This window comes from Chitinophaga filiformis, from assembly GCF_900102545.1.
Taxonomy (GTDB): domain Bacteria; phylum Bacteroidota; class Bacteroidia; order Chitinophagales; family Chitinophagaceae; genus Chitinophaga; species Chitinophaga filiformis.
The window spans coordinates 166,546-190,547 of sequence record NZ_FNBN01000010.1 but is presented as its reverse complement, the minus strand read 5'-3'; the positions used below and the strand labels follow the sequence as shown (position 1 = coordinate 190,547).

The window sequence follows — 24,002 nt, the reverse complement described above, 5'->3', positions numbered from 1 at the left end:
TACATTGTTTTTCCCTGTATTGATGCAGCGGATCGCCGGAGAAATGTCGGATTTTAGGGCAAGGGAGAAACGGGTGCATTAAAAATTATATATTACAAGACAAGACCCTGATTGAAATCTAAGCGTGAGTGGACAATCTGATGGATAGCGTCCGAATCCTTATAAACCATTTTATATGACCAAATCGTTGACCTTCTTTTGTTTGTTTTTTCTGTTTGTTACCCGTCTGACAGCCCAGAATATTAACAGGGGTGAAATATCCGGGATTTTGGTTGACGAAAAGGCGAATAAACGTAATAATGTTGATCTGAGTCTCCTACTTGCCAAAGATTCTTCTATTTCGAAGATTGGTGTTACTGATGAAACAGGGCATTTTCAGTTTGAGAATGTTCCCTATGGTAATTATTATATAGCTGTCATGGAAGGCGGCATGCGTAAGATTGTTTCTGATGTGTTGATGATATCGGAAGGAAATCCAACACATACGGGAATGACATTAAAGTCTGCAGTATTGCAGCGGGAATTGTCCGGAGTGACTGTGATCGCACAGAAACCACTGATAGAGCGGAAGCTGGACCGGATCATATTGAATGTTGAAAATAGTCCTCTTGCAGCCGGTAACTCTGCATTGGAAGTGATCGGTCGTGCTCCCGGCGTGTCAGTGGATAATGAGGGGCTGATCCGCCTGAAAGGTAAACAGGGCGTCAATGTGCTGATCGACGGTAAGTCTACCTACCTGGCGCCTTCCGATCTGGCAAATATGTTAAGGGCTACCGATGGCAGCAACATCCAGTCTGTTGAGATTATTACCAACCCTTCTGCGAAGTATGATGCTACGGGATCTTCCGGTATTATCAATATTAAACTGAAGAAGAATAAATCATATGGCGTTAGTGGTTCTCTTATTGTGGGAAGTGGTTACGGTAATTATTATAAAGGCAATACTGGTATTTCTTTTAATTACCGGAATAAAAAGGTTAGCTTTTTCGCTACTTATAACTATCTCTATAATAAGCGGAACAGGGATATGAATGTAAATCGTGCGAACGAGACTGCTGAGGAAACTACGTATTTTTTACAGAACAGCAGAACGATCAGGGAATTGTCGAATAACAATTTCAAAACAGGTATAGACTATAGTATCAGCCCCAAAAGTACGGTAGGGTTTATGTTCACCGGGTATGCCAACAATACGAAGACGAAGGGTGGCGCCACTACTTTTATGTTCCGTGATCCTGCATCCAGGGATACTCTTATCACTGACCTGTCTGACGGACAATCCCGTTTCAGAAATTATGCGTTCAATCTCAATTATAAGACAAGGTTCGATTCCCTCGGGCGCGAGTTAACCGTAGACCTGGATTATTCGAAATTCAATAACAAAGACCTGTTCCATTATGATAATCATACTGAAGAATATGTGTCAAAGCGGAAGATCGATTCTTTCTTCCTGCAAAATACAACGCCTGCCAGTATAGAAGTGCGTTCAGCAAAGGCGGATTATGTCCATCCTTTTATCAATGGCCTCCGTATGGAACTGGGTGTAAAGGCAGCCCTGGTAAGGACAGATAATAATCTGGTCGCAGATTCGCTGGTCAATAATGCATGGACGCCAACCAACAGAAGCAACCGGTTTGTGTATGATGAGAATGTGTATGCGGGTTATCTTAACCTCAATAAGGAATTTAAGAATACCAAAATTCAGGCAGGCCTGAGGGTTGAGAAGACACATTCTAAAGGCAATTCCATCACCTTGTCGAAGGTAGTGAGCAGGGACTATCTCAACCTGTTCCCGACATTGTATATCGGACAGAAGCTGGGTAAGGACCATGAACTGACTTTTTCTTATGGCAGAAGAATTAACCGGCCTAATTATGAAGACCTGAATCCATTTATTTATTTCGTGGACAGGTATACCCTTAGGGAAGGAAATCCTTTCCTGAATCCACAGTATTCTGATCAGGCCTCGCTGTCTTATGTGTTGAAGGATACTTATTCTGCTACTCTTGCTGCAAGCAGGACCAATGATGTGATCACCCCCGTATTGCTAACAGATACTATTAACAAGATCCTGTATCAGACTAACCAGAACCTGGCAAAGGAGCTGGAGCTGAACCTCAATTTTGGAATACCGGTCCAGATTGCAAAGTGGTGGACAATGAGTAATGATATTACCATCTTTTACCTGAAGTATAAAACACCTGAATTATTAGGGAGTCCGCTTGATATCGGTAAAAAAGGGCTTTTTGTGAATAGTGCTAACTCTTTCGTCATCAGTAAGCGGATACAGGCAGAGCTGGTGGCTGATTATAAATCGCCCTTTGTATATGGCACCGTTGAGTTCTTTAAGCCCCAGTTTTATATGGATATGGGCATTAACTATTCTCTGTTACAGAAAAGAGCTAACCTCAAAGTTGCCCTCAGCGATATCCTGAATACACAGGAACAGCATTTAAGAAGTGTTATCCCGGCAGTCAACTATTCTATCAAGCAAAAGAATGAGACCCGTGTAGTCAGGGTAACCTTTACTTACCGTTTTGGCCGTAAGGAGGTGAAGGCCGTGAAGAGCCGGAACAGCAACGTTGAGGAAGAGACAAGAAGGGCACAGCGCAGTAACTGATTTTCCATCTTTTTATCTTTTAAGGAACAGTCCAGGCAATCCTGTTGCCGGGGGGACTTGTGTTGCCCATTACTACCATCTGATCATTTTATCCCAAATCATGTTTAATACTGAGTTTATGAAAAACTTTCTGTTTGTCTTATGGATGAGCTGTTATCTTCCTGTGACCGCACAAGTATCTGCGACAACTGATACACTTTGGAAACAACAGTTCAGGGGAAGTGAAGCACGTATCAATGATCTTGTTCACGTAAGGCTGGAGCTGAAACCTGACTTTGTAAGCCGCAGTATGGCGGGAAAAGCATGGATCACCTTAAAGCCTCATTTTTATCCAACGGATTCTTTGTGTCTGGATGCTAAGAAGATGGTTATTGAAAAAGTAGGGATCGTTAGTGACAAGGGTGATATTACTCCCTTGAAATATATCTATAAGGACAGTGCGCGATTGTATATTCGTTTAAACAAGCTGTATGCAGGGAATGAGAAGTATCAGGTGTACATTGCTTACAAGGCGCGAGATAACGAAGAACGTACTGATAATGCGTCAGTAGAACCAGCTTACAAAGGGTTACATTTTATTAATCCGGATGGGAAGGATAAAGAGGTGCCGGCACAATGCTGGACGCATGGTCAGACAGAGTATACCAGTTATTGGGCGCCTGTGATAGATCGTCCCAATCAGCGGGCAACCACTGAAATAGCATTGACAGTACCGGCGAAATTCGTTTCTCTTTCAAACGGTACCCTCGCCGGCAAGCAGGATAACCCTGATGGCACAAGGACCGACCGCTGGAAAATGGAACAGCCGCATGCACCTTTTTTGTTCTTCATTGGTGCAGGGGATTTTAAACTGATAACGGATAAGTATAAGAATATCCCTGTCAGCTATTATATTCCAACAGCGTATGAAAGTACTGCCAACAGGATATTCGGACGTACGCCTGCAATCATGGAATTCTTTTCCGAGAAGTTTGGAATGGAATATCCATGGAGTAAATTAAGCCTGATAACTGGTCATCAGTTTGGTGCAGCAGGCATGGAAAATACGACAGCGGTTCTCTTCACGGATAATATGTTGAAAAATGAGCGTCAGCTTACCGATGAGACGGCAGATGAAGATGTGATAGTGCATGAGATCGCGCATCAATGGTTGGGGGATCTTGTAACGCCTGAAAGCTGGAGTAATTTATTTTTAAGTGAGGCCTTTGCTACTTACAGCGAATATTTATGGAAAGAGCATGTTTACGGGAAAGAAGTCGCGGAGCAGGATATCTATAAATTATTATCGAAATATACAGAAGATCCCAGGAACAGTAAGAAAGCACTGGCGAGGCACTATTACCGGTATAGGGAATCGTTGTTTGATGCTGTCAGCTATAACAAGGGTGCATGTGTGTTGCATCTTTTGCGGAATTATGTTGGAGATGATGCATTCTTCCAGGCGGTGAAACTTTACCTCAAGCGGTACAGTTTTCAATCGGTAGAGGCCAGTGACCTGAGGGAAGCATTTGAGGAGGTAACCGGACAAGACCTGAACTGGTTCTGGAACCAATGGTTTTATAATCCTGGACATCCTGTGCTGGATATTAATTACAGTTATAATGACGTGAAGAAGGAGGTGATGGTAACGGTTAGTCAGACACAACAGACAGGGAGTATTTTTAAATTACCTGTATACATAGATGTATATACCGGAGGACAAAAGCAGCGGCATAAAGTATGGGTGGACAATAACCAGGCGACTTTCAGTTTCCCGGCGGATCAAAAGCCCACCCTGGTGAATTTTGATGGCGACAGGACACTTGTCTGTGAGCGGAAAGAGAACAAAACTACGGCAGAATACGTGTTTCAATATCAGTATTCAGATAAACAGGCAGATAAGATAGATGCGGTGGTGTATGCTTTACAGCATACATCTGATGGCGATGCAGCAAAATTTTTACTGGCTGTTATACAGGATGATAAGGCCAGTTATAGATATAAGGAGTTAATATTGAAGGCATTTAAATCGTCTGGCGTGCCGGATAATTTTGTTGGTGAAACAGAGAAGATAGCTGCTGGTTCCAAACATGCAAGCAACAGGGCGCTGGCAGCGGAGTTGCTGGGAAACCTTCGTCAGCAGAAATACATTCCTTTATTTGAGCAGGCATTGAAAGATTCTTCCTATACTGTAGCAGGGGCTGCGCTGAATGCATTGGCTAAAATTGATCAGGCCAGGGCCATTGCTGTATTGCCAGACCTCAGGAAGGATAACCGCGGAGCGCTGAGTGCGGCAATCGCGAAAGTGGAAGTGTTCACCAAGACTGACGCCGACTTTGATAATATGTATGCCACCTTCACCTCTCAGGACCTGAGGGCGGCGTATGACGAGAATTTTAATACCATGTTCAACTTTATTACCTACATGAAAGGAGTAAAGGACATGGATCATTTTAAAAAGGCGGTGGGGGCAGTAATGGCATTCCGTACCAGGATAACACCTTATTCCATGGAGTTGAAGGGGATGATCGATGACGCGCTGCTGGCAGTAAAGACCAGTAAACAGGAGCAGGGTGTAAAGGATCATGTGAAGTTGATAGAAAAAGAATTACACGATAGTAAATAAAGTAAAAGTAATGGGAAAACCCCGCGCATTTGTGCGCGGGGTTCGTTATTATTTGTGCTAACCCGGAACTTTATTATTTAATTCCCTTCGCCAGATGATGGCAGGCCATCACATATCCTTTACTAAGATATAGCCGATGTGCCGGATGTAAGGCATACCCACTATCCAGGTGAACATTCTCTATTCCCCTTTCTTTTGCCTGCTGATGTACATAATCCAGTAAAGCTCCTGCATAACCATGACCTCTGTATTCAGGTAAAGTAAAAAGATCATCAATGTAAATGATCTTCCCTGTCATGAGGTGGTGCAGCGTTCTGAAGCCCGTAAAAGCCACCGCTTTTTTGCTATCTTCTGATAGAACGTAAACCAGTTCAAATCGCTCCTCCTGCATCATTTGCTGCACTTGTTCTATTAAGGATACCGGATTAACGTTCGGTCTGAACTGAAGGATTGCTTCCTTTGCAAGTTCAATGTCTTCTGTTGTTTGTGCTTTTACTATTTTCATATGGCGTTGTATTAAATTCTACAACGCAAAATTAAAAGTGCAGAAAGTGCGCATCAGGGACCAGATGATTATTATTGGGTGTACCACCGTAATTATTTCCTCAGACTATCTGCTGACTTTCTTAAAATGTGTACGGCCTCTTTCATTTCTTCCTCCTGAAGAGAAGCAAAACCAAACCTGCATGCGTTGAACCCGCCGTTTGTTTCCTCATTGTAAACACTTCCTGTAAAGGTCAGTCCCATTGTGCCGGCCTTCTTAACTATTTTAGATAACGGATATGCTGGCCTGAACTTTAGCCACAAGGCCATGCCACCGGTAGGCTTTGTAAAATTAACAACATCACTTAATTCATTGCTGATCAGATCAGACAAAAAATCACAACGTTGTGCATACAACTTGTTTGCTTTCTTTATATGTCGCGCAAGTTCTCCATTGTCTATCAGCCGGGTGATGGTTTGTTCCATGAGAACTTCTCCTCTTAAATCTATAAGCGCTCTTAGTTTGGCTGCTGACTGCACAAATTCCTGTGTCGCGATCATATATCCCAGCCGGAAGGGTGTACCCAGCACTTTTGTAAGTGATCCGATATAGATGATATTTCCTCCATGGTTTCCACTCGCCAGTGGCAGATAAGGATCATACCGATACCGGAAGTCGTAATCATAGTCGTCTTCAATAACAGCAAGATCATATGCTTTTATCAGCTGCAACAGATGATTCCGCCGCTGAACACTCATTGTAACTGTAGTGGGATGATGGTGATGCGGAATCACATATAGTAATCGCACATCATTGTTTTTGAGGATTTCTTCCAATGGCGTTGTACACATACCTTCTTCATCTACCGGTACGCGGATGAGCTGTGCACCAAGCTGCCCGAAGAGCATACTTGCCAGCAAATAACAGGGATCGCTGACCACTACTTTATCTCCCGGTTGGATGATCAATGATGCTGCAATGTAAATAGCCATTTGTGCCCCGCGGGAAGTAAGCAGGTTTTCCATGCTAATGTCCATTCCCCGTGTCTGGTTAAGGAAGGCACATAGGGACCTCCTGAAATCAGGGGAGCCTTCTGCATGCCATTCTGTACCGATCCTGTTCAGTGTAGTAGATTCCAGCACGCTCCTGTATTCCTTTATGATAGCTTCCGCGGGAAGAATAGAAATATCGGGAAAGCCGTCATTGATGACGATCCGCGAATTAGCAATGGATACGGAAGGATAAAATACTGTTTCGAGTTTTTCAAACCCGAAACCACTGATCCCTTTATATGCCCCTAATCTGTTTGTATTATATGATCTCGGTCTGACCACCGGTAAACGTAAGGATACGGCATAGCCTTTACGGGGTAGATTGTCTATCCAGTCTTCCGTTACCAATGCATTATAAGCTGCCATGATGGTCTTCCTGTGCAACTGCAGATCATTAGCCAGTATACGGGTACTGGGAAGTTCAGTGCCTGGCAGTAGTTTCCCTTCCTGGATCAGCTTAATAAATTGAAGAGCAAGCTGTCTGTATACAGCTACAGTACTCTTTTTATCTATAACTATTAGATTTTTATAAGGAAGCATGTCGGAAAATTTATCTGTCACTCATTGCACAGGTCGAAGATAGGCAGGGAGCAGATGAAATCAAAATGGGTGAAATTTTGATTGAACGTTCGTTCAAAAAAATGCCATCAAAAATTCAGCAGCTGCTGGACTACCTGAGTATATGCTTCTGGTACCTCATGCAGATATCAGAGCGTAATACTTTTGTACCCGTAAAATTAAAAATAGGTAAGAGGAAGACGATTAGATGGTTGGAATTTTATAAATCTTAGAAAATAACAGGAATATGAGTAGAGTACTGGTCATTAATGCAAGCGCAAGGAAAGACAGATCTTTTAGCAGGATTTTAACAGAGATATTCGTTGGCAGATGGAAACAGAAAAATCCGGAAAGTAGCGTGGTGCATCGTGAAGTGGGACAGGAAAACATTCCACATGTTTCCGAAGCATGGATAGCAGGTGCTTTCAAACCCGCTCACTTACGTACAGAAGAAGACGCAGCAGCACTCAGCGTGAGTAACGTGTTGATCAGCGAACTAAAGGAAGCAGATATTATTGTTTTGGGCGCACCAATGTATAACTGGTCAATTCCCAGTTCCCTGAAAGCCTATATTGACCAGGTACTCCGTGTAAATGAGACCGTACTGATCGAACCAGGGAAGCCTGATCCATACACGGGACTTCTGAAAAATAAGAAAGCGTTCTTATTACTTGTACGCGGAAATAAAGGTTACGAACCGGGTGAGTATTTTGAGCATATGAATTTTCAGACGAATTATCTGAAAACTGTATTCCGTATTATGGGGATTCATGATGTTGAGGTTGTTCTGTTGAATGGCGCAGCGCATGGCGAGGAAACATCGTCAGCCGCATTGGCAGCTGCGCGTGAAAAAATAGAGGAAATGATCAATTGATAGGTATTTGTGAGGATCAGATAGGAATATCACTTAGTGGTGACTAAGAAAGGTGAAAAATTGCCGGGCAGGGTTTAGGCTGCCCGGCATTTTTTATAATCAACTGTGTCAATATTCTTCCGCTGCGCCTCTTATGATCTGAAAAATGCCGAACAACACGACAAATACGGCGTAAGGAATGTGAGTGCCCCGGATCACCAGGTTGGGGACGGCAAAAAGGCCAATCCCGACTATCAGGAGTACGACTCCTATCACTAATCTGGCCATAGTTTTTTTAATAAAATTAGGGGCCTGGCGAGTTGCCGGCAATACCAACTAGTTTGTATTTATTACCGGGGAGTCCGGGAATTTTAAAGTAATGTTTCGTTATATAAATTCAGATAGGCGGTGTATATTGTATATCGCTGTTGTTTTAAATAACGAATCAGTATATCATGCTTAAAAAGTTACTTTTCCTGCTGACTTTTATCTGCTTTGAAGCGGAAACCTATGCTCAGTCCAGTTATGACTGGCATGATGCCAAATGGACTATAGGCGTTTGTGAGCAGGATGCCAATCATCTCTTTTATCGCCTGCCTGCGAGGCTGGAAGGAAAGGTGCCTACTGGCGTGTGGAAGCAATCAGTAAATAGCGCGGGGGAGTATCTTCATTTCAAAACCACTGCCCGCAGTTTTATTATAAAATACATAGTGGCTGGAAAGAGCTATGCCCTGCCTCACATGCCTGCTACGGGTGTAAGTGGGGTGGATTTATACGGAAAAGATATGCATGGTGAATGGAACTGGTCGCCGCCCGCAAAATATTCTTTCGGCGATACCTGTGTGTATGAGTATCGTAACCTTAGCATTGCCGCAGGTGCACAGGCTGATTTCTACCTGTACCTGCCTTTATATGCAAGTTTACAGTGGATTACCGTAGGTGTACCGGAGGGACAGCGATTTGAATATACAGGTCCGCATAAGGACAAACCTATTGTGGCATACGGTACCTCTATCATGCAGGGTGCAGTGGCTTCAAGGGCTGGAATGGCATGGACGAATATACTGGAGAGAAAGTTAAGCCGGAAAGTGATCAATCTCGGCTTCAGCGGAAATGGTCGCTTCGATGCACCTGTTTTTGATCTGATGGCAGGCGTTGATGCGAAACTCTATATATTGGATTGTATGCCCAATCTGGTAAGCAAAAAAGCTTATCCGGCTGATACCATCCGACAGCGCCTCATATACGGGATAAATAAGCTGCGGGAGCAGCATCCTGCTGTACCCATTTTACTGGCAGAACATGCAGCAGGTAATATGCCTTTAGGGATGGATACAACTGTTATCAATGCATTTCATGAAGCCAGCAATACCATTACGGAGATTTTCAATGAGCTGAAGAAAAATGGTGTGAAGGATATTTACATGTTAACAGAGAAAGAGATCAATTTTGACATTAACAGTACTACCGATGGTACACATCCTAATGATTATGGCATGATGCAATATGCGGTGGCCTACGAAAAGAAGATACGTGAAATACTGCATGAACCCACCGGTGAGCTGTCAACACAATATCCCGTTGAACAATATCGTGATGGCTTTGACTGGCGGAAACGGCATGAGGATATCATCGCCAATATTGAAAAGAACAATCCCCAGGTAATTATCTTTGGTAATTCCATTATTAACTATTGGGGTGGCGAGCCTAAAGGCGAAAAAGTAGCTGGTCGTGGAGAGGCTGCCTGGCAACAGTACATGGCGCCCCTGCAGGTACAGAATGCTGGTTTTGGCTGGGATAGAGTAGAAAATGTATTATGGCGGGTGTATCATGGTGAGCTGGATCAATTTAAGGGGAATAAGATTGTTGTCATGATCGGTACCAACAATCTGGGCCTGAATACAGATGAGGATATTGTGAAAGGACTTACCTTCCTTTTACAACAAGTCAGATATAGAAAGCCGGAAGCTACCATCTTTTTAGGTGGTATTCTTCCCCGTAGGGATATGCTGCAACGGGTATTGACGTTAAATCCCAAAATAAAAGCAATGGCGGCGGCTAATGGGTATAAGTTTTTTGACCTATCGAAGAGCTTTATGAATGGTAATGCACTGAATGATGGATTGTTTACAGGAGACGGCTTGCACCCGAATGAGAAAGGGTATGAGGTGTTAGGTGAACGGTTGAATGGGGTGTTAAGAAAATAGGAGAGACGGGAATACTTATCTGGTAAAATAAATAGCAGGACATAAAAAAGGACAGCAAATTTTCGGCTGTCCTTTTTTGCATTTATGTGGCTGATGTTTTGAGGGATATGCAAGTAGCAATAACCTCTTTAAACACTATTTTTCCGCTAATAAACGCGCTGCCTTTTCCAGATGTTCTGTTATCAGATTAATCATCTGAGCACGTGTTTCAGGATCGTCTGCAAAGTCATCGGAGGAACTAACTGTTGTAGAGACCGATTCGAGGATTTCCGGCAGGCTTTCCGCATCACTACCGGAGATAATGTCAATCAGATCAAGAATAACCCTATAGAGGTAAATAACTGGTACAACAGCACGGTCATCTGCATAAACGCCGAATTCGTAGGAAGTATTGCCTTTTAATATCACAGAAACAGTAGTCTCGAAAAGCGACTCCGGCGCCATCTCGCTATCCTCTTCTTCTTCCCATGCCTCCTGCTCATCTCCGTTATTCTCAGCCGTTTCCTCCCATTCTTCAGCTTCTTCCTCTTCTTCCTCTGGTTCATATTGCCATTCTGATAAAACGACAATAATACCCTGTTTCAGCATGTTGTTCGTGAAGGCATAGCTTATCTGAGAGCCTTCTTCATCGGTATATGATAGAAATTCTATCCCTTTTTTCGATAATAGTTTTTCCATTGCTTTAAATTTTGGCCGGCAAAATAACATTTTATTTATATATGAAGTGTATTGACATAGCTATGCAGGCCAAATTTTTATTGCGAACAGGGCCGGGTAACGGGTTATTTATATATAAAACAGCATTCACCCTGAAATGCAACATGGTGTTAAATTACAATTGTGGTTTGATAAATTGCAGTAATAGCTTTATACTTGTCGGAAGCATATATGTTATGATAAATTCCCGTAAATCTACCAGGCAGGCCTTGCTATATATGTTGATGTTGTATTCTATCAGTCTTCATGCACAGGATAAACCGGTCTCGGGCTTTACCATCAGTGGCAATATAAGTGGGACGAAGGACGGCTCCCAGGTAAGACTGGTTGACATAGAGCAGCAAAAGATCATTGATTCCAGCATAACCCAAAACGGCGCTTTTATCCTGAAAGGTCATGTTGCCGAACCTACTACCTGCTGGATAGAATGTAATAACGAATATGCAACTATACAGGTAGAAAATACGGTAATGACTTTCTCGTCACCGTTGAAAGACATGAAGTTACATTCAACCACTCGGGGTGGAAGAGAGCAATCACTGCAAAATGAATTAAATAACCTGCAACGGAGATATGAAAGCATCTATACCTACGCATATGACAGCCTGAAGAATAAACTATACAGTAGTGCCAAACAAAAAGAACATTTGATGAAGGTCTTCAATGAGGCGCAGGACACCTACATGAATATCTATGTGGCGTTCGGTCTTAAACACATCGACTCATACCTTGGGCTGGATATTATATTCCGGAATCGTCAAAAAATTTCTAAAGACTCCATTCTGCTACTATACAACAGTTTGCCAGAAATGCTGAAAGGTACCGATAGGGCCAGGGCTTTAAAGATTTATGCCAGTGAAAATCTGGCGCGGAAGGGCGAGCGCTTCCTGGATTTTGAAGTCTGCTCTATTGATGGCAAGCCTTTTAAGTTGTCAGATATTAAAGGCAAATACATTTACCTGGCATTCGGCAGCTTCAGCTGCGGCCCCTGCCGCAAAGAGAACCGGGAACTGGCAAAAATATACGGAACGCTTGGCAAACAATTGGATATCGTGAACTTCTCATTGGATGTAAACCGGAATGAATGGGAAACCGCTGCAAAAAAAGACGGGGTCGTGTGGCATAGTGTATCAGATATGATGGGGATGACAGGAAAGATTAAAACGCTTTATGATGTACAGGGCATGCCCACCTCTTTTTTGATTGATCCTGCAGGTGTGATTGTTGAACGCTTTGACGGCTATCATGAGGACACCATTGAGAAAATAACAAGCATTGTTACAAAGAAGAAGGCTATCATGGTTCAATATTAAATAATTAACAGGTAGAGCAGTAAGTGACTGACCGCTCTGCCTGCACCAGGTATCAATATATCAATTTGCCGACCCGGCTCCAGGTAAACGGCTTCACAGGACAGAGTACAAAAGCCGCCTTTCCTATGATGAGTTCCTCCGGTACCAGCCCCCAGGCCCTGGAATCAGTTGAATAATCTCTGTTATCTCCCATCATAAAATAGTAGTTCTTTCTGAAAGTGTATGTATTAATCATCCTTCTATTGGTCACACTGTGCATGCAGCGTTGTTCCTTTTCTCCAAAGCCTGTAAGTCGTTTGGCCGGTGATATCAAGGCTTGTAATATCATACATACAGATTTCAATATAGCTATTACGAATGTGCGCAACTATTGTGATGCGCGGGAGCATTTTACACTTGATAAACCAACGAAAGTTCAGGTAACCTGTAACGGTGAGATGTTAATTGGTACCACGAATGGAAAGCGGGATGTGTTTGAGCTGTATTTGGATTTGACTGGTGAACGCAAGATGACCTACAACTCTGCTTATAATAAATTCTTTTACTTTTCGGAAGTTGATGGAAGTAGTGAACATACGAAAGTAGCATTTGATAGTATCAGTCCTACACGATATAATATTGAGATATTTCTTCCGGCATCATTGTTAGGTCAGCCGTTGAAAAAAGGACGTCGTCTCGGTTTCGATTGTGCATTGAGTGATAACGATAATGGATTTGAGCAGGAGAAACAGGTGGCCTGGCATTCGTCAAACAGCGATATCTGGTTGGATCCGAGGCTTTGGGGCATACTGATGCTGGCTAAAATAAGGAACCCCGAAATTATTTACAACCCGAAGAGATCAGACATTTAATCATAGATGTGGACACAAAAAAACGGAGAAGATAATGAAATCTTCTCCGTTAGTGTGCGGAAGAGGAGATTCGAACTCCCAAGCCCTTTCAGGCACTACCACCTCAAAGTAGCGCGTCTACCAATTTCGCCACCTCCGCAGGTCTGAAGTGGGTGCAAATTTAAGCGCTTTTTGATAATGAACAAATTTAATTAATAACTATTGTTCATTTTCTGAGCAAAATCCTAAACGTCGTCCCCTTGTTAAGCTCGGATGAACGCACTGTCAGCCTGCCTTTATGGTACTCTTCAATAATGCGTTTGGCCAGTGAAAGCCCCAGTCCCCAACCTCTCTTTTTGGTGCTGAATCCGGGTTTGAAAACTTTTTCAAAGTTGGCTTTGGGGATACCTTTCCCACTGTCGGTGATGTCTATGACGATATTGGCAGGATGATTTTCAATGTAAATATCAATAGTGCCTTTGCCTTCCATGGCGTCCAGCGCATTCTTCAGCAGGTTTTCAATGACCCAGTCAAATAGTGCCGGAGAGATCATGGAGGGAATCTCATGTTCCTGGCAGTGCATGGTCAGCACGACTTTCTGCGGCGCTCTTTTCCGGATGTAGGTCACCATGGCCTCTACCTGGCTCACCACATCACGTTCCTCCAGTTGCGGTACACTGCCTATTTTGGAGAAACGTTCGGTGATAAGTTTCAGCCGGTCCACATCTTTCCGCAGTTCGGCAGCCACCAGTTCATTGGCCTCATTGTCTTTGAGGATCTCTATCCATGCCTCTATGGAGGAAAGGGGAGTACCCAGCTGGTGAGCGGTTTCTTTGGCCATCCCCACCCATAAGAGGTTCTGGATGGCGCGGTTTGAACTGGATAAAGCCACCAGTACAATGCTGATGAACAGCGCTACTACAATGAGTTGTATGTAAGGGTAGTAGCGTACCTGCTTGAGGATCAGTGAATCGCCGTAGTAGATATAATTATAGAGATTGTTTTTCGCATCGATCTCCATGATGAAAGGCGGGTGCTGGTTCTTGAAAGTAGCCAGTTCTTCTTCCATGTATCGGGGATTGCGGGAAAGCCTGGTGGTATCGAGGTTACGGGAGTCGATGATGTGGCCGTTCTCATTGGTGATAATAACGGGAATGCTGGTATTATTTGTAATGATTTCGACAGCCAGATTGAGGTTTGCCTCGTTGGAAGCCTGGAGCAATTCACGGTTGGCGGCCACCCAGGTAGCCACTTTTTTGGTTTCCTCTTCTTCCAGTTTGCTGGCAATGCTGCTTACGTACCAGATCGTACCGACAATGATAATCACTGCCGTGGATACCAGTACAAACTTCCAGCCGATGACCTTTTTAAACATACTGGCATCTAAATTAAGCATAAACCGCAATTAGTGTGAAGGTGCTCCGAAGCTATTATAATTTGTTGCATATTTGTAGCGCAAAAATTATTGTTCACGCGTAAAGAGTTGCTTTTGTCTGTATTACCATCGGTAGCTGTTGTTATTTTGAATTGGAATGGACGTAGTTTTCTGGAAAAGTTCCTGCCTTCGGTATGCAGTTCCACTTACAGGAATCTGCAGCTGTATGTGGCGGATAATGCTTCAACAGATGATAGTGTGGCGTTTGTGCGTGCTAATTTTCCGGAAGTTAAGATAATTCAGAATCCCGCCAATGATGGCTTTGCAGGAGGCTATAATGAAGCCCTGCAGCACGTTAAGGCTGATATATACATATTACTCAACCAGGATGTGGAAGTGGAACCTGGATGGATCGAGCCGGTAGTGGCCCAGATGATGGAAGACGACCGTATAGCTGCCTGTCAGCCGAAACTGCGGTTTTATGATAAGAAGACTGAATTTGAGTATGCCGGGGCGGCGGGAGGCTGGATGGACATATTGGGATATACCTTCTGCAGGGGCAGGATACTGTATACAACAGAGGAAGATAGGGGACAATATGATGATGCCCAGGACATTTTCTGGGCTACCGGCGCCGCTTTATTCATCCGTTCCGCCTGTTTTCATGAAGTAGGGGGCTTTGACGCCGATTTCTTCGCCCATATGGAGGAGGTGGACCTCTGCTGGCGCCTGAAAAGGGCAGGATACAGGATCTGTTATTGCCCGGAATCTGTTGTGTATCATGTGGGAGGAGGTAGTCTGCCACAGGGCAATCCCCGTAAACTTTATCTGAACTTCCGGAATAACCTGATGATGCTCTGGAAGAACCTGCATCCGGCTGACCGCTGGATCATCTTATTCCAGCGCGTTTTCCTTGACCTGCTGGCAGCTTTGAAGAGCCTGGTGGCAGGCAAGCCGAAAGATATGAAGGCCATTTTCAGGGCTTACCGGGATTATTTCCGCTGGAGACGCAGGTACGAGTTCTCGAAAGACCGCCTGCCACAGAAACGATTGCTTGATATGACCGGCGTGTTCCATGGGATTATGATCTGGCGATATTATTTCCTGAATCGCAAGACTTTCGGAACATTGGAAAAATAACTTGCAATATTATTTGACATGATGTAAGTTTGCAATGCGAAATTTTTAGCTATGGAACACAATACTGTTGAAAATAAGAATGACTTTACCGGTAGCTGGGTATCATCTTCCCGTTTCCTGTTTTATGTGACAATCTTCTGCATCCTGTCTTTTGTATTAGGCGGTTGCTATAATCTGTTCAAGCATCGCTATCAGGGTAAACCTGAAGTTGCTGTACCGGAAAATACCCTGTACAATCCAAAGTATAAATAAGCTCACTTAATCATATTAGCGAGAGCCCCCTGGTCTGACCAGGGGGCTTTTTTATTGCCTTCAGCCGTCCTATATGGCTGCCGAAAGGGTCCTGTTGCCGTACTGTTCTCTATTGTAATTCATATACAAACTATAGTCTAACCATATATAAGCCATATATAAGCCATATATAAGCCATATCTCTATAAATATGGGTTATATATGGCTTATATATGGCTTATATATGGGTTATATATGGGTTATCTCACCGAATACACTATGGTAAAGACCTTACAAGGATTATATAAAATACTTGTTTTGTAAGATGTTGGTTGTTAATTAGTATGTATATTATGTTCAACCTGTATAAGAAGGTAGAGAAGCGAAAAACGCATTATTTAAGGCAGATATAGCCGGGAATGGCAGGGCTGGCTGTAAAGGTGGAAAATGACATAGAAACCGCTATTCTGGAGAATTACTGATAGAGAAAACGCTAGGCTCGGTTGGCAGGTGGAAGACCCGGAATATGTTCGTCAGGGAAATGGATCAGGAACCGGAAAATAGCCCCGTACAGGGCAAAAAAAAGTCCTGATGTGATAACACCAGGACTTTTACTGTGGAGCGGAAGACCGGGCTCGAACCGGCCACCCCGACCTTGGCAAGGTCGTGCTCTACCAAATGAGCTACTTCCGCGTATTTGAGATGCAGTTTCTATTCAGCTATTGCTTATTTAAACCGACCTCTATAATTAAGAACTTTTGATGGCCCCATCCGTGTTGTATGCAATTGGCATTGCAGGCTGGAGCAATAAAAAAGTCCTGGTGTTATTTACAGCAGGACTTCTCTGTGGAGCGGAAGACCGGGCTCGAACCGGCCACCCCGACCTTGGCAAGGTCGTGCTCTACCAAATGAGCTACTTCCGCATATCTGAGATGCAATTTTTAATCAGTAATTACCTGTTTAAACTGACCTCTTTAATTAAGAACTTTTTGTTTCCGTTCGCGCTGTTCGCGATTGGGATTGCAAATGTACAATATTGTCCGAAATCGCAAAATATTTGTGCTGTTTTTTTCAAAAAAAGTTGAGACACTTTCCATTACGCTGGAAGGATAATAGTAATGCTGCTTATTTGTCGGGTGATGAAATACAGCAGGAACAAGGATCTTAGAGGAAATAAAATAGTTGTATGATTGACAGTTATTTTTTCTATCTTGTGCCTGTTCCACGTCTTCACTCATGTTGATAAGTCAGTTTATACATAAATTCTAAATTATGAAAAAGAAGCTATCGCTCCTGTTACTGGTGCTTTTCATTTACACGGCAAAGGCACAAAATACGGCAAGCCTGGTGGTACAGCCTAAATCTGATCATACCATCAGCCGTCATATCTACGGACATTTTTCTGAGCACCTTGGGCATTGTATTTATGATGGCTTCTGGGTTGATCCTTCCCTGAATGTACCTAAAAAGGACCGTATACGTCTGGATGTGGTAGAGGCACTGAAAAAGATCCATATCCCTAACCTGCGCTGGCCGGGAGGTTGTTTTGCTGACGAGTATCACTGGCGCGATGGCATAGGCCCAAGAGAACAACGTCCTAAAATGGTCAATACCAACTGGGGCGGCGTAACAGAAGATAACAGCTTCGGTACCCATGAATTCCTGGAACTTTGTGAACTGCTGCAAACCGAACCTTACATCTCTGCCAACGTCGGTAGCGGTACCGTTGAAGAAATGGCCAAATGGGTGGAGTATTTCAACTTCGATGGCATAAGCCCTATGAGTACCCTGCGTAAACAGAACGGACACGAAAGACCATGGAAAGTGACCTTCCTGGGTGTAGGTAACGAGAGCTGGGGATGTGGTGGTAATATGACACCTGCTTTTTATGCGGATCAGTACCGTCGCTATGCTACCTATGCACGTAACTACCCCGGTGCGCCCCTGAAGAAGATTGCCAGCGGTGCGAGTGACTACGATTTTAACTGGACAGAAACCTGCATGAAGCAGATCCCCCTGGGACAGATGTGGGGACTCAGCCTGCACTATTATACCGTACCTAAAACATGGAATGACAAAGGTTCTGCCACCAACTTTACAGAACAGGAATATTTCACTACCATCAAAAAATGCCTGGCCATGGATTCCCTGGTGACGAAGCATTCCGCTATTATGGATAAATACGATCCTCAAAAACGTGTAGCCCTGGTAGTGGATGAATGGGGTATCTGGACAAATGTGGAACCAGGCACTAATCCCGGTTTCCTGTATCAGCAGAACAGCCTGCGCGATGCACTGATAGCCGGCAGCACACTGAATATCTTCAACAATCACAGCGACCGTGTAAGAATGGCTGAACTGGCGCAGACGATAAACGTATTACAGGCCCTTATTCTCACCGACAAGGAGAAGATGCTGCTGACACCTACCTACCACGTGTTTGACCTGTATAAAGTACACCAGGATGCGCAATACCTGCCTATAAAGCTGAACAGCCCTGCTTACAGCTCTGGTAACGAACAGATACCGGCTGTAAATGCTTCTGCTTCGCAGGATTCTACCGGTGCAATACATATCTCCCTGGTGAACGTAAACCCTTCTCAGAAGATTACGCTTACCACCAGCTTCGATCAGGCAAAATGGAAAACCGTGACAGGCCAGGTGTTGACATCAGCAAAAACAACTGACATCAATACATTTGAACAACCTAATAAAGTGCATATTGAGAAATTCTCAGGTGCAAAGAAACAGGGTGATAATCTTGTAGTGGAATTGCCTCCTGCATCAATAGTGGTGCTGGAACTGAAATAGCATAACATATCCTGATAACATACCTAACGGTGGCAATTGCAAAGTACTGCAGTTGCCATTTTTTTATTTTACAACACAAACACCTCATCACAACAGATTGCTGCTCTTTTACCGGCAGGCGCTCCTCTCCATGCTGGCACCTCCTGCTGGCAACGGCCGGTAACGCGTACGAAGCGCGCATGAACGGCCGGTAAGTGAAAACGGTAATTGCGCACAGCCGCTGCATAATCTTCTTCGGCGGCAGGAGTGGTTTGTTGTTGACCTGCAGGTTTGAAGTTGACACCGTCTGCAGAAGTTTCTACAATAATATCAGATGGATTGAAAATATAATGCCGGGCATCCTGCAGGAAGTTCATCTGTACTTCGTTGATCGTCTTTTCTACTCCCAGGTCGATGGTGGCTATCATGTCTTTCCCATAGATGAACAGCCAGTTAATGCTGAAGTCCTTATCGCCCTGCAAACCATCAGTAAGCGTGTGTTCCTTCTTGGCAGGATACTCGTCTGACCATGGATTCACTAAGGAAACCTTCGCCCTGAAAGCAAGACTGTTGATCCATTTACGGGCGAATATAGTATCCCATTCACGCTGATAGCTATCTGCATCACCACCACCTTCTGACAGTTCCTTTACGCCCGCCTGTTTACATTGCACCACAAATTTTTGAACACGCTCCGGCCAGCGGGGATTTACGACAAAGCCAGTTCCTTCCGGAATAAGATACCCGAACTTTTCTGTACCGAAAAAGCGGGATTGCTGCAATACGGTATATTCCAGGGAGAGCCTGGTGTTATATATCCTAGTGAGCAGCTCATTATTACCTTCTGCTGCCTTTTCTGCTTTATCGAGGAAGCTGGAATACTGGTCTATGGCTTCCGGCGACAGATAATTCCTATAATTGTTAACAGGATTACCGTAGATGTCCAGTTGTGTTTTAGTGTTGTGCAGGGTAGTGATCAATGCCTGCAGATATTGTCCAATGAAAGGACCTGCCTTGCCATAATAACCATTCAGGAAGTCGGTGGTCACTGCCTCCGTAGTTAATGATGGATTCCACAGCAGCTTAGCTTGCAGATAGCTGTTGTAGGCGGCCATATCGCCGTAGGTATCGCCACTGCCCTGAGAAAAGATACCTGATACTTTGTGTGCTGACAGGTACTGAAGATTAGGCTGCAGATTATTGTAGTCAGGAAAAGGCGCCAGGTAGTTGGTGAACTGTGTCGTGTAATCCCAGAGGAAAATATGATCTGTCACAGTGCCCCATCCCTCCAGGTCTTTTCTGAATGCCGCTGATGATGGTATCGTACTTAACGGTTCCTGGCGATAAGCATCAATGCTGCTCAGCATGATGTATACATTAGCAGCAGGTTTGGTTTTAAGCGGCGGATGTGCTGTATACTGATAGGCCAGTGTTGTGAACTGCTGATCAGGAAATGCCGCTGCAACCCTGTTCACAAAACGGATCAGTGATCCCTGTGGACCGCCTTCCTCTGCATTGGCTTTACTACACTGATCGCAGGTACAAAAGCCGCCGCCATCCTCAGCGGAAATGGACCAGTAAAGCGCATCAGGATTATCAGCGATGGCTTTACGGAAGTACTCCACCATCGTATTAAACACACCTTCATTACTCAGGCACAACTGGCTGGCCTGCCGCTTCCCGTTTACCAGTGCATAATATTCCGGATGGGCAGCAAAATACGTTTTCGGAGGAAGGATCTTGAAAAAGGAATGTCCCCATACACCCCAGAGATCTTCAAAGCGATGCAGTTTATGCCATTCCAGGTATTCATTATCAAACGCAGCAGGGTAGTAGGTTTCCCGGTATACAAAAACCGGTTCCTGTTTATCCATCAGCTGTTGCGGTACCTGAATATTTTTACTCGAAGGTGTAATGACAGGGATGGCAGCATACTTACGGCAACCGAAATAATTTTCCAGCAGCGTGTACACGCCATAAATAACCCCCTTGCCACTGCCGCCTCTTATGTACAGGTGTTGGTTATCTGTAGCGATAAAAAAACTTTCTCCCTTCAGTTTACCACTCCTGAACTGTTCCACATGTTCAGTGTTACCGATAAAAATACCGGGTTGCTCTTTATATGCTTTTTCCAGTATGATGCTCAGTGATGCGCCGGAGATACGTTTCACATAATCCCGCAGCAGCTTGGCCGCCTTTGTTTCATGCCCTGTAGCTTCATCCGGCAGTACAATCACATACCTGGAACTACCATTGGATACAAGATCAATATTTCCCCGGGTGGACTGGCAACTGTTATAAGTCAGCAGGGTCATTATCAGCAATAAAGTGTGCATCATCCTGAACATGAATAGCGTGATTAAAATTTGCGTTGCAGGGTTACATAAATGTCGTACTGGTTCTGAAAGACAGTGGAGCTGATCTTCTGATTGATCCACGTACCGAAAATGCCTGCAGTAGTACGGTATTTAAATGTCTTCTGGTATCCCGCACCTACGCTGCGGGTCAGTAGCCCCGCCAGTTTAGGGAATTGTATAAGACGGCTTCTGTCATCAGGAGATGTACCCAGTCCTGCGTTGAAAGCAATATAGTCCTGCTGACGGTTCATATAATAACGGGCCGTAAGATTGTAAGAGGTGTAAAACTCCGGCGAATCACTGATGAAATAAGCCCTGAAATTGACCCAGAAGTCTTTCCATGTCTTTGCAATGGAGGCGACCCCGGATACGCTGCTGGTACTGTCTGCATTCAGATAACGGATACCCAGTTCACCCTCTATATCATGTTTGAACGTTTTGAAGAGGGAATAGGCCAGCCTTGTTCTCGGGAAGACAATCTCATTGGAATAAGTGGCCAGCGCATACGAATACAACTTAGGATTGTGCGTGTAATACAATTCCGCTTCACCCTGTAAGCCGGTACCCTGTTCCCTTCCGGCATAGTTCAGACGGCCCGCATAAGAGCCCCGTTTGAAGAAGTGACGGTATTCGAGGGTAGCAATGTTGTACGTGTTATCCTGGTAGTCGTAGCTGGAATGCAGGAAGTACATCCCAAACTGGTTCTTCGTTGTTTTACTATGCAGGTAATCCGCATAGTCTATATTCTCCGGACTGCGGTTCAGCTTTACAACAGAATCAGCCGCAATGGCTGCATCTGCATACATTTTTTTATTCTCCAGCAAAACAGCTCTTTTCTGTATGAACGATGCATTGTCAGGATAGAAGCGAACACCTTGATTGGCATATACCAATGCACTGTCATATTCCTTTTTGTCGCTCAGCAGATTAATGCTGTAGAGCAATGCCAGGGAATCTCTTCTGTTCAGTCCCAGTACCTGCCGGTAGATGGCCAGCGCACTATCGGGCGCATTGTTACGTTGATAGGTAGTACCTGCGGCAATGAGTCCCTCAGTATACGCAGTTCTGTATTTTGTAGTGAAAGGATAACGTTGCATCAGCTGATAAGTGATGGCGTTTGCTTCGTTATACCGTTTTATATCGGTCAGTACCCCGGCTTTCTTTAATAAGATCTCTTTGTTGTCCGGATAATATGCCAATGCCTGGTCAGCATAGAACAGGGAACTATCCGGTTGTCCTACGGCATTCTGCAGATTGATGAGATAGTTCAGCGCATCAAGATTGTCGGGCGATTGTGCCAGTACTGCGCGGAACTCTCTGGCAGCCATATCGTATTCTTCTGCCTGCAGTAGTGTGCGACCTGCTGTGAGACGCAGGTCCGTCAGGTTGGCTGCATATTTCGGATCAGAAGGAGAGCGGTGTAACAGTTGTTCTGCAATTGCGGTTGCTTCGTCATATTGTCCCGTAGCAGCGAGTATACTGGATTTTTTCAGCAAAAAACGGCTGTTGTCCGGGTAGGCCGCCAGCGCTTTATCCAGTACCTGAAGCGCATGTATATTATCTTTCTGATTGATGTAGGTGTTGGCCATCATGTCCAGTGCAGTGGTATCCCGCGGATCTGTCTGAAGGGCCTTATCAAATTCCGCCAGTGCCAGGTCATATTGCTGCTGGGCCAGATAATCACGTCCGCTGGCTATTTTTAAGGCCGTATAACGGCTTTTCAGGTCAGCGCTGGACCTGTTAGCTGCATAGAGCTTTTCTGCCAGTAATGAGGCTTCTGTGAACTTCCTGTCGCTTTCCAGTACATCCAGTTTGAGCGACAATAAATGTTGATCGTTCGGATTATTCTTTAACCCCCTGTTAATCCAGGCAAGCGCTTCACGATAGGCGCCGCGTGACATGCTCAGTCCTATTACTTTATCCAGCGCTTCGCGGTTCCCCGGATTTTTTTCCAGTACGCCCTGGTATAACAGATAAGGATCGGTATTGGCATACCATGCTGCTGCATCCATGCGCAGGGGCGTTTCCATACTACGGGCTTTGGTATCTGATGGCCAGCGTTTCAGGATCTGTTGCAACTGGTCAATGGCTGCGGGATAGTCATGCATATCCTCCAGCAGCCCCAGTTTACGCATCATCAGATCATACGAGTTTGGATTGGCAGACAGTTCTGCATTCACCTGTTCAATCGCTCTTGTATAACTGCCGCTTTTGATATACATGGCGGTGATGGCCGCTTTCGCTTCCTGATTATTATAATCCAGCAGTAATGCCTTTTCATAATTCTGCATGGCAAGTATCTGGTTATTCCTTAGCTGATAATAACGTCCTGCCAGCAGGTAATGACCCATATATGCTCTTTGTACCGCAGTATCAGTACTATACTTTTCCAGCAATGAAGTGGCATAGTTTCCTCCCTGGAAGAACCGTTCGGATGCATCCAGTATACTGAGTTTTTTCAGCATCAGGGCTTTATCCCCCGGGAAGTTATACAATCCTTCATCAACATAACATTCTGCCTCTTCGTACTTCTTCGCACCCAGTTCAATGTTGATGGCATAGAGATAGGCATCGTAATAAGTCGGTGCTTCAGCCAATACTTTTTTTACATAACGTCTTGCCAGGTCTGTACGGCCTGTCAGCATATACAATCTTCCCAGCAATAACTCCTGATCAGTAAAGTCCGGCCTTTTCTGCAGGGCCTCTTTCGACAGTTGTATTGCCTTTTCGTAATGGTTCAGCCGTGTTTCCTTTACTGCTTCATCATACAGCTCATCCGCATCTTTCTCCTTACTGAAGATCTGCGCCTGTGCCTGCAATGAAAAGCAAAGTACGGTAACGGATAGTATGTATTTGGATAACGACATCAT

General features: G+C 44.4%; 17 protein-coding genes and 3 tRNA genes. 9 read left to right on the top strand and 11 right to left on the bottom strand.

What is annotated here, in order from left to right; genetic code table 11:
* Positions 1 to 175: 175 nt before the first annotated feature.
* Together BLR32_RS29725 and BLR32_RS29720 are read left to right on the top strand one after the other, a co-directional pair.
* A complete protein-coding gene (locus tag BLR32_RS29725; protein WP_089837567.1) occupies positions 176 to 2,620 on the top strand; it encodes an outer membrane beta-barrel family protein in 2,445 nt (814 codons plus the stop codon).
* Between the two features lie 118 nt (positions 2,621 to 2,738).
* The gene (locus BLR32_RS29720; RefSeq protein ID WP_176842475.1) at positions 2,739 to 5,225 is read left to right on the top strand and encodes a M1 family metallopeptidase; all 2,487 of its coding nucleotides are present in this window, start codon (positions 2,739 to 2,741) and stop codon (positions 5,223 to 5,225) included.
* 73 nt (positions 5,226 to 5,298) lie between these two features.
* On the opposite strand, the gene BLR32_RS29715 is transcribed toward BLR32_RS29720, so the two are convergent.
* Both BLR32_RS29715 and BLR32_RS29710 read right to left on the bottom strand, forming a co-directional pair.
* A complete protein-coding gene (locus BLR32_RS29715; RefSeq protein ID WP_089837563.1) occupies positions 5,299 to 5,730 on the bottom strand; it encodes a GNAT family N-acetyltransferase in 432 nt (143 codons plus the stop codon).
* A 92-nt stretch (positions 5,731 to 5,822) separates the two neighbouring features.
* Positions 5,823 to 7,301 carry an aminotransferase-like domain-containing protein gene (locus BLR32_RS29710; protein WP_089837561.1) on the bottom strand — a complete coding sequence of 493 codons (1,479 nt, stop codon included), beginning with the start codon at positions 7,299 to 7,301 and terminating at the stop codon, positions 5,823 to 5,825.
* A 265-nt stretch (positions 7,302 to 7,566) separates the two neighbouring features.
* Here BLR32_RS29710 and BLR32_RS29705 point away from each other — a divergent pair, with 265 nt between their 5' ends.
* On the top strand, positions 7,567 to 8,193 hold the full coding sequence (locus tag BLR32_RS29705; RefSeq protein ID WP_089837559.1) for an FMN-dependent NADH-azoreductase: 627 nt from the start codon (positions 7,567 to 7,569) through the stop codon (positions 8,191 to 8,193).
* A 108-nt stretch (positions 8,194 to 8,301) separates the two neighbouring features.
* Here the strand turns inward: BLR32_RS29705 and BLR32_RS34280 are convergent, their stop codons facing one another.
* Positions 8,302 to 8,460 carry a DUF308 domain-containing protein gene (locus BLR32_RS34280; RefSeq protein WP_218124276.1) on the bottom strand — a complete coding sequence of 53 codons (159 nt, stop codon included), beginning with the start codon at positions 8,458 to 8,460 and terminating at the stop codon, positions 8,302 to 8,304.
* Between the two features lie 167 nt (positions 8,461 to 8,627).
* On the opposite strand from BLR32_RS34280, the gene BLR32_RS29700 reads away from it, so the two are divergent.
* Positions 8,628 to 10,379, top strand: coding sequence for an SGNH/GDSL hydrolase family protein (locus tag BLR32_RS29700; protein ID WP_089837557.1), 1,752 nt, complete (start codon positions 8,628 to 8,630; stop codon positions 10,377 to 10,379).
* Between the two features lie 135 nt (positions 10,380 to 10,514).
* Here the strand turns inward: BLR32_RS29700 and BLR32_RS29695 are convergent, their stop codons facing one another.
* Positions 10,515 to 11,057, bottom strand: a complete 543-nt coding sequence (locus tag BLR32_RS29695) for a hypothetical protein (protein ID WP_089837555.1) — start codon at positions 11,055 to 11,057, stop codon at positions 10,515 to 10,517.
* A 215-nt stretch (positions 11,058 to 11,272) separates the two neighbouring features.
* On the opposite strand from BLR32_RS29695, the gene BLR32_RS29690 reads away from it, so the two are divergent.
* Positions 11,273 to 12,409 carry a TlpA disulfide reductase family protein gene (locus BLR32_RS29690; RefSeq protein WP_176842473.1) on the top strand — a complete coding sequence of 379 codons (1,137 nt, stop codon included), beginning with the start codon at positions 11,273 to 11,275 and terminating at the stop codon, positions 12,407 to 12,409.
* A gap of 52 nt (positions 12,410 to 12,461) precedes the next feature.
* On the opposite strand, the gene lepB is transcribed toward BLR32_RS29690, so the two are convergent.
* A complete protein-coding gene (gene lepB / locus BLR32_RS29685) occupies positions 12,462 to 12,737 on the bottom strand; it encodes a signal peptidase I (RefSeq protein ID WP_143011642.1) in 276 nt (91 codons plus the stop codon).
* Positions 12,738 to 12,846: 109 nt separating this feature from the next.
* Between lepB and BLR32_RS29680 the strand changes: the two genes are divergently transcribed.
* The gene (locus BLR32_RS29680) at positions 12,847 to 13,260 is read left to right on the top strand and encodes a sugar-binding protein (RefSeq protein ID WP_218124275.1); all 414 of its coding nucleotides are present in this window, start codon (positions 12,847 to 12,849) and stop codon (positions 13,258 to 13,260) included.
* A gap of 55 nt (positions 13,261 to 13,315) precedes the next feature.
* Here BLR32_RS29680 and BLR32_RS29675 read toward each other — a convergent pair.
* Together BLR32_RS29675 and BLR32_RS29670 are read right to left on the bottom strand one after the other, a co-directional pair.
* Positions 13,316 to 13,399: transfer RNA gene (locus BLR32_RS29675), tRNA-Leu, on the bottom strand.
* Positions 13,400 to 13,465: 66 nt separating this feature from the next.
* Complete coding sequence (locus BLR32_RS29670) at positions 13,466 to 14,635, bottom strand: sensor histidine kinase (protein ID WP_245705554.1); 1,170 nt, start codon at positions 14,633 to 14,635, stop codon at positions 13,466 to 13,468.
* Between the two features lie 93 nt (positions 14,636 to 14,728).
* Between BLR32_RS29670 and BLR32_RS29665 the strand changes: the two genes are divergently transcribed.
* Entirely contained in the window at positions 14,729 to 15,754 is a 1,026-nt protein-coding gene (locus tag BLR32_RS29665) for a glycosyltransferase family 2 protein (RefSeq protein ID WP_089837624.1), read from the top strand.
* Positions 15,755 to 15,805: 51 nt separating this feature from the next.
* Positions 15,806 to 16,006, top strand: a complete 201-nt coding sequence (locus BLR32_RS29660) for a hypothetical protein (protein WP_089837547.1) — start codon at positions 15,806 to 15,808, stop codon at positions 16,004 to 16,006.
* A 596-nt stretch (positions 16,007 to 16,602) separates the two neighbouring features.
* Here BLR32_RS29660 and BLR32_RS29655 read toward each other — a convergent pair.
* Both BLR32_RS29655 and BLR32_RS29650 read right to left on the bottom strand, forming a co-directional pair.
* Positions 16,603 to 16,678, bottom strand: a tRNA-Gly gene (locus BLR32_RS29655).
* A 154-nt stretch (positions 16,679 to 16,832) separates the two neighbouring features.
* Positions 16,833 to 16,908, bottom strand: a tRNA-Gly gene (locus BLR32_RS29650).
* Positions 16,909 to 17,257: 349 nt separating this feature from the next.
* On the opposite strand from BLR32_RS29650, the gene BLR32_RS29645 reads away from it, so the two are divergent.
* Entirely contained in the window at positions 17,258 to 18,796 is a 1,539-nt protein-coding gene (locus tag BLR32_RS29645; protein WP_089837545.1) for an alpha-N-arabinofuranosidase, read from the top strand.
* Between the two features lie 68 nt (positions 18,797 to 18,864).
* Here BLR32_RS29645 and BLR32_RS29640 read toward each other — a convergent pair whose 3' ends face one another.
* Entirely contained in the window at positions 18,865 to 21,123 is a 2,259-nt protein-coding gene (locus tag BLR32_RS29640; protein ID WP_089837543.1) for a DUF4838 domain-containing protein, read from the bottom strand.
* Between the two features lie 11 nt (positions 21,124 to 21,134).
* Positions 21,135 to 24,002, bottom strand: a complete 2,868-nt coding sequence (locus BLR32_RS29635; RefSeq protein ID WP_089837541.1) for a tetratricopeptide repeat protein — start codon at positions 24,000 to 24,002, stop codon at positions 21,135 to 21,137.